The following is a 6,965-nucleotide window of genomic DNA, read 5'->3' as shown; positions in this document are numbered from 1 at the left end:
CCAGGTGCGGCCTCGGGGGCCGGTACGGGGATGGGCCCAGGTGCGGCGTCGGGGACCCGTACGGGAACGGGGCCGGCTACGGCGTCGGGGACCCGTACGGGGCCGGAGCCGGGAATGCGGGAGCGGTGGGCGGCGGTGCTGCGGACGCTCGCCGGGCGCGACACCGTGTACGGCCTGATCCGCGGCCGGGCGGCGCGGCTCCTGCTGGACGACGGGCGGCTGACGGAGGACGAGGCGGCCCGTCTCATGGGACTCGCCCTGTCGCCCGGCACCGCGCCCGGTGAAGCGGCGGCCTGGATCGAAGGGTTCGTCGGCGGCGGAGCGGGGGGCGGAATGCTGCTCGTCCACGACGAACGGCTGCTCGGGCTCGTCGACGCCTGGCTCACCGGAGTCCCCGCAGACGCCTTCACCGACGTACTGCCGTTGCTGCGCCGCACCTTCGCGGCCTACGAACCGGGGGTGCGGCGGACGCTCGGGGAACTCGTCCGCCGAGGCCCGGCCGCGCAGAACACGGCTGGAGCGGGCGCTGCCGACGCATCCGCGCCCGGCTTCGGCCCGGGACTCGACCCGCAGCGTTCCGCGGCCGTGCTGCCGACGCTGCGCTTGCTGCTCGGACTGGACGACAACGACCTTATGGGGGTGGCTGGATGAGCATCGCGGAGACGGAGCCGAGGGAGGAGCCCGGCGGCGGAGCCGACCGGCTGCGGAGGTGGCGGCTGGTGCTCGGCGGGGAGTCCGACGGCACCGGATACGAGCCCGCAGGGCGGGACGCCGCCATGGACCGTACCCTCGCCGCGCTCTACGGAGGCGGCGGCGCGGGCGTGGACGGCAGAAGCCGTTCCGCCGGGCTCGGGGGCTCCGCGCCCCAGGTCGCCCGCTGGCTCGGCGATATCCGTACCTACTTCCCGACCTCCGTCGTCCAGGTCATGCAGCGGGACGCGATCGACCGGCTCGGACTGTCCTCCCTCCTCCTCGAGCCGGAGATGCTCGAAGCCGTCGAGGCGGACGTCCATCTGGTCGGCACGCTGCTCTCCCTCAACAAGGCCATGCCGGAAACCACGAAGGAGACCGCCCGGGCGGTCGTACGCAAGGTCGTGCGGGATCTGGAGAAGCGGCTGGCGACCCGGACCCGGGCCACGCTCACCGGTGCGCTCGACCGGTCGGCGCGGATCAGCCGCCCGCGCCACCGGGACATCGACTGGGACCGCACCATCCGCGCCAACCTCAAGAACTACCTGCCCGAACACCGAACCGTCGTACCGGAGCGGCTCATCGGCTACGGGCGGGCGGCCCAGGCGGTGAAGAAGGACGTCATCCTCTGCATCGACCAGTCCGGATCGATGGCGGCGTCCGTCGTCCACGCCTCCGTCTTCGGCGCCGTCCTCGCCTCGATGCGGTCGATCGCCACGCGGCTGGTGGTCTTCGACACCTCCGTGGTCGATCTGACCGACCAGCTGGACGACCCGGTGGATGTGCTCTTCGGCACCCAGCTCGGCGGGGGCACCGACATCAACCGGGCTCTCGCGTACTGCCAGTCACAGATCACCCGGCCCGCCGACACCGTCGTGGTCCTCATCAGCGACCTCTACGAGGGCGGGATCCGTGACGAGATGCTGAAGCGGGTCGCGGCGATGAAAGCGTCCGGGGTGCAGTTCGTGGCGCTGCTCGCGCTCTCCGACGAGGGTGCGCCCGCTTACGACCGCGAGCACGCCGCCGCGCTCGCGGCCCTCGGCGCCCCGGCGTTCGCCTGCACCCCCGACCAGTTCCCCGACGTGATGGCAGCCGCGATCGAGAAGCGGCCCCTGCCCGTACCGGACAAGGCGACGTCCCGGTGACCGGCCTTGAACCGGCACGGGACGCGCTTCGCTGCCGGGGGATCGGTCCGGGGGACCGCCGCCGAGGATCGTCACCGGGCTCAGGGCCCCAGCGGCGGCGTGTCCGCCCGGCCCCGAGCGCGGCCCGCAGGCTCCCCGGGGTACGCGCCGGTCCCGTGGCCGTGCGTCCGAACCGCGGCGCCGGGGTGGCCGGGAGGAACCCGTGCGGGCTTCGCCGCTGGGCGGCCTCGCCTGACTGCGGGACGCCGCGCCGCCCCCGGCCCCGTACATACCGCCGCCCCCCGGCCCCGTACATACCGCCGCCCCCCGGGCCCCGCCAGTACCGCCGCCGTGGCCCGGCATCCGCCTACACGTTGGGCACGCGGAGCCTGTCCCAGCTGGTCTTGCCCGGGATGCCATCGGCGTCGTCGCCCGCATAGCCCAGCTTGCGCTGCCACGCCGCATACGACTTCCGGTCCGCCTCGCTCCACTCGGGGCCCGGCCCCACCTCGTAGCGCCCGCAGCCCTCGGCCACGAGCCGCTTGCCCATGGCGGTGATGATCGCGCTCTCGCGGCCCGCGCGGAAGAAGGCCGCACCCGGGAAGGGCTCGTACTTCGCGGGCGGCTTGGGAGTGTCGGACGGACCGTCGGGCGCGGCGTCCAGCCGCTTCCCGATGCGCGTGCGCATACTGCCCATCGTGAAGCCCTTGGGGTCGATCTTGCCGGGCTGCCACTCCAGGTGGCCGATCACGGACTTCTCGGTCCAGCCATGGGCACGGCAGATCGCGGCGGACGCCTTTTCGATCGCCTCCAGCTGGGCTGCGGGCCACGGGTCCCGGCCGTCGCCGAGATTGATGCACTCGAAGCCGTAGAAGTGGCGGTTGCCGTCGGTGTTGGACTCGTTGTCGGGGGGCAGCCCGGTCTCGTTGATCACGGCGCGCAGCACATCGTCGTCGCCGAGACCGGCGTGGTTCGCGCGGCCGTTGCCCACCAGATGGACCGTCCCGTCCTTGGCGATGACACCGTGGCACAGCGGGCCCGGCAGGCTGGAGTAGCCGTCGTAGCAGATGTCCACCGAACTCGCGGTGCCCTTGGTCACGGTGTGATGGATCATCACCCCGTGCACCGGGCCCCACGGCCCCTTGTGGTTCCGGTTGTGCGTGCGCCAGCTCCTGACCTCGACGACATCGAGCCCTTCGTCGCGGAGGGCTTTGAGCAGTCGGGAGGCAGTCAAGGGCGTTGCCATGGTGATGCTCCTTCGGAGGCGAGTACGCGGATGGGGTGAGTACGTGGTGAGCGGGTGGCGAGGGGTGGATGGAGGGGAGTCTTGCCCGGCCTCGGTGTCCGTGCGGCGGGAAAGCCGGAAAGCAGGGCAGGGAGCAGGGGAAAGGGGGTAGAGGGGGCCTCACCCTTCTTCCGCGGGAACCGGACCGGCCAGCGGGGCGAACGCATGGCGCAGATCCACCACCTCGCCCTCGCCCAGCACCCAGGCCAGCGGCGCGAAGTGCAGCCGCACGCCCGCCGGATCCTGGAGCAGCGGCTCCCGCGCGGCGTCGACCGGCCACTCCACCGAACCCGTGGCCGTACGGGCGGGGATCAGCCAGTGGTCGCCGGAGCGGTAGGTGCCCCCGGGCGCGAACCACACCTGGACACCGTCCTCCAGATCGATCCAGCCGCCTTCCTCGATCTTGATCGCGCCCCGGCTCAGCCGCGGCCCTCCGGGCCTCCCCGTCGACCGGTGGTCCCAGCGCCGCAGAAACGGATGGCGGTCGGGCAGCCGCCCGACGCCCGGCTCCGGCTCACCCGACAGCCGGACCCGGCGCCCCGGCAGGTCGACCTCCTCCACCCGCAGTAGCGGCGCCGGTTCACCCCGGCCGGCATAGGCGGAGTCGACGACCTCGACCCGGTCGCCGACCTGCAGATCGAGCTTGTCGTCGCTGCCGAGAGACACCAACTCGGCCCAGGTGCCGTCGAGTTCGGTCACAGGAAAAACGACCGAGCCGTTCTCCCGTGACCATTTGAACGTGGCGGTGCCGTCCGCCGGTCCGCCGGCGTGCACCTCCACCCGGTACAGCTGGTTCTCCGGCCCCCGGTAGCGGGCGTCCGGCTGGACCAGGCACGGGTCCTCGTCCGCCCGGTGCGGCCGCTCGCTGCGCGCGGCCAGCCGGGCGGAGGGCGTGGCGGCCCGTCGCGCCCAGGCGTCGAACGCCTCGCTTACGGCATCCGTACCGCGCCGTTCGGGAAGTTCCAGCTCGGTGCCGGGAAGCGGCAGCACCTGCCAGATCACCTTCGTGCGGGCCGAGGTGTCCGGTACGGCCGTGCCGAGGGCGACTTCGCGGATCTCCGGGTCCTCCGCCGCGGTAACCGTCCGCTCCCAGACCGTGAGGTAGGCGAGAAAGGGGAAGTCGGCCGGGAGCCGGTCCTCGGGCCGCTCCGGGTCCCGGTAGGCGTCGGGCTGCGCCCAGTACGACCAGGTGGCGGCGGGCGTGGGTTCCGCGCCGTCATCGCAGCCGTCGCCGTCGCTTCCCGCCGGGACGCCGGGCGCGGGGCGGGTGGCGTCGCAGAGGATGCCGTCCACGTAGTAGCGGCCGCCGCCGATGGACAGATCGTCGGGCTCATGGTTGCCCGGCACATAACCGATCTTGAAGCCGGTCGCACCGGCCGGTCCGCCGTGCTGCCCGATCAGATCGGCCGCGATCGTCCGGGCCTGGTGGAGGTGGATGGCCGTCTGCTCGTTCGTGTCGGCGTCGAGCTGGACGCGGCCCTGCTGCGCGAGTACCGCGGAGTACCGCTTGCCCGCCCGGAAGGTCTGGCGGGAGAGGTCGGCGTGCATGGGATCCCCCTTGGAGGTTCGTTCTGAGGGTCAGGAAGTCGGAAGAGGAGCAGGAGCACCCGCGGACGGGGAGGGACTCAGGACCGGCCGCGGGCCGGTGGCGCAGCCTGTGCCACAGCCCCTCGGGTCACGTGACATGAAGAATCCCGGCGTCCGTACCGGCGGGGCAGTACGCGTCGAGCCGTGCACGCAGGTTGTCCTCCCGCTGGGGCTGGAAGAGGTTGTGGAACGCGCCGAGTTCGGAACGGTCCTCAGCTCCGCGCACGATCTCCGGTGCGCATCCGCGCGCGAGCCGGCCGTACGCCGGGGTGCCGTACCGCTCGCCGGCGAAGACAGGCCGTACGCGCTGCGCGTCACCCGCCCCCACCGGATCCGGCTGACAGTGGTAGCGCTGCGGCGTGCGCGAGCCGGGGGGCACGTAGCAGAAGCGCAGACAACCGAGGGCGCGCCGGGCCACATGCATCCGCCCGGTGAAGACGCTGTCCTCCGCGAGCTCCACGGCGTGGGTGTGCACTTCGCCGATCACGGTGGTCCGGTGGGCGTGGAGTACGGCGTGGGCGTGCCGGCAGTCGGGTGCGGACAGGGCCTCCAGATCCGGGCCGGTGGCGTCCAGGATGCTGTCGGCGACATGGATCCGCAGCGGATCGGTGCGGACCTCGTCGCCGACCACCAGGACCGAGCCCAGGATGCTGCGTTCGATCTGCACACATGCCGTGGTGCGGTCCAGCACCAGGCTCGGCTCCTGCGGGGAGTGCGGATGGCACTCCGGCTCCAGGGACCAGCCCGGCACCAGAGTGGAGTGCCGGATCACCACCGTCCCGACCGGGCCGGTGACATTCACCCCGCGCCCCGTGATCAGCAGCCCGTCCAGGACCACCCGGGGCGCCGGGCCCTCGTCGGAACTCCCGTGCCGGGCGGCCCGGATGTTGAGGGCGTCGGGGCGGTTGCTGTACCAGTCCAGCAGCCGGATCACCGGCCGGGTGCCCTCGGCGGCCCGCAGCTCCAGCCGGTCGCCCGGCTCCAGGTCGAAGTCCAGCTGCTCCTGGTGGGCACCGCTGTGAGCGATCTCGATGATGCCGTCGGAGCCGCACCGGCCCGTGCGGCGGTCACCGCGCCACCGTTCGTAGGCATCCATGATCCGCTCATCCGGCTGTCCGGGGCCCACCCGGTAGATCGCGGCTCCCGGGGGCGTCTCCCGCTGCCGCGGGTACTCACCGCCGCCCGTGTCGTCGCTGAACGCGTAGTGGTAGTCGACCCATACGCCCCGGCGCGGCGCCGAGCGGGCACCGAAGGCGATCCGGCCGAGCACCGGGTCCACCGCCACCTGTCCGCGCCGGGGCCGGTAGCGCCAGTCCGTCAGATCGGCGACGACGATGTCGGACGGCGCCACCGGCTCGTCGTGGCCGTCCCGGCGGATGGTGAAGCTCTTGCCGGGGCCGTAGTAGTCGGCGAGCCGGTCGGCCAGCCGCCGGCGGCTGATGAAGGCCGGCACGGTGTCCAGAGTGGCGATGGACGCGGCCGACGGCTCGGGCTCCGGCTTGGTCACCAGCGGAGTGTCGTTGCCCAGCACGGAGAAGGTGTAGAGGTTGCGGGCGCGGTCGATGCAGTACGCGGGCGCGCGCGTCACCGGATACGGCTTCAGCCGCCACACGAACAGGCCGAGACCCGCGGGCGTATGGCCGCCCGGCGTGCGGCGGGACCCCGCGCGCCGTACGTCGGCGGAGTGCGCTGAGGTGTCGAAGGGACCGCCCATCAGATCGAGGGCCGCCCCGTCCCGTACGTCCACCAGCCGCCCGCGCGCCGACCGGCGCGCGTTCGCGGCCGCCGTACCCGCCCCGTACAGCTTGACCGGCTGGTAGTGGGAGAGAAGCCGGGAGAACTCCACGGCCCGCGCGGGCCAGTCGGCGACCGAGGCGGACAGCTCCTCCAGCAGGGCCGGAGTGCCCTTGCGGCGACGGTGGGCCACGGTGTCGGCGACATCCCGGCGCGGAGCGAGCCGTTCGGCCAGCAGCCGCCGGGAGTCCTCGGAGCCGCCCGCCCCCTTCAGACCGGTCGCGAGCACCTCCTTATAGCCCGGCAGGATCTCGTACCCCACGAGGTCGCCGAGGTAGGGCACCGCCCAGTCGGCGGCGGTCTCGACGAACCAGTCCTCGTAACTCTGCTCGACCCCGGTCCGCACGAGATCGACCTGCTCGGCGATGACGGCCAGCAGCGCCCGCAGCGGCCCGCCGCCCTCCGCGTCCCGCATCCGGTGCCACTGCGGGAGCAGCTCCGCGAGCCCGTCCGGATCCCTGGTCATGCTGCCTCCTCCGGGCCCC

General features: G+C 73.0%; 5 protein-coding genes. 2 read left to right on the top strand and 3 right to left on the bottom strand.

The features are described 5' to 3' along the window. Together ACTWQE_RS08080 and ACTWQE_RS08075 are read left to right on the top strand one after the other, a co-directional pair. Window positions 1–651, top strand: a 651-nt coding sequence (locus tag ACTWQE_RS08080; RefSeq protein WP_443328129.1) for a DUF5682 family protein, incomplete at its 5' end; no start/stop codon positions are given. Then, the gene (locus ACTWQE_RS08075) at window positions 648–1,835 is read left to right on the top strand and encodes a VWA domain-containing protein (RefSeq protein ID WP_443328128.1); all 1,188 of its coding nucleotides are present in this window, start codon (window positions 648–650) and stop codon (window positions 1,833–1,835) included. The genes ACTWQE_RS08080 and ACTWQE_RS08075, both read left to right, overlap by 4 nt. A 346-nt stretch (window positions 1,836–2,181) precedes the next feature. Here the strand turns inward: ACTWQE_RS08075 and ACTWQE_RS08070 are convergent, their stop codons facing one another. The 3 genes from ACTWQE_RS08070 to ACTWQE_RS08060 form a co-directional block, all read right to left on the bottom strand. Beyond that, on the bottom strand, window positions 2,182–3,060 hold the full coding sequence (locus ACTWQE_RS08070; protein ID WP_443328127.1) for a peptidoglycan-binding protein: 879 nt from the start codon (window positions 3,058–3,060) through the stop codon (window positions 2,182–2,184). Between the two features lie 159 nt (window positions 3,061–3,219). Next, entirely contained in the window at window positions 3,220–4,647 is a 1,428-nt protein-coding gene (locus ACTWQE_RS08065) for a DUF6519 domain-containing protein (protein WP_443328126.1), read from the bottom strand. Window positions 4,648–4,774: 127 nt separating this feature from the next. Further along, a complete protein-coding gene (locus ACTWQE_RS08060) occupies window positions 4,775–6,946 on the bottom strand; it encodes a hypothetical protein (RefSeq protein ID WP_443328125.1) in 2,172 nt (723 codons plus the stop codon). Window positions 6,947–6,965: the final 19 nt, after the last annotated feature.

Origin of the sequence: Streptomyces sp. 8N706 (assembly GCF_052245415.1) — a bacterium.
Taxonomy (GTDB): Bacteria; Actinomycetota; Actinomycetes; order Streptomycetales; family Streptomycetaceae; genus Streptomyces.
This window is presented reverse-complemented; position numbering and strand designations above follow the sequence as displayed.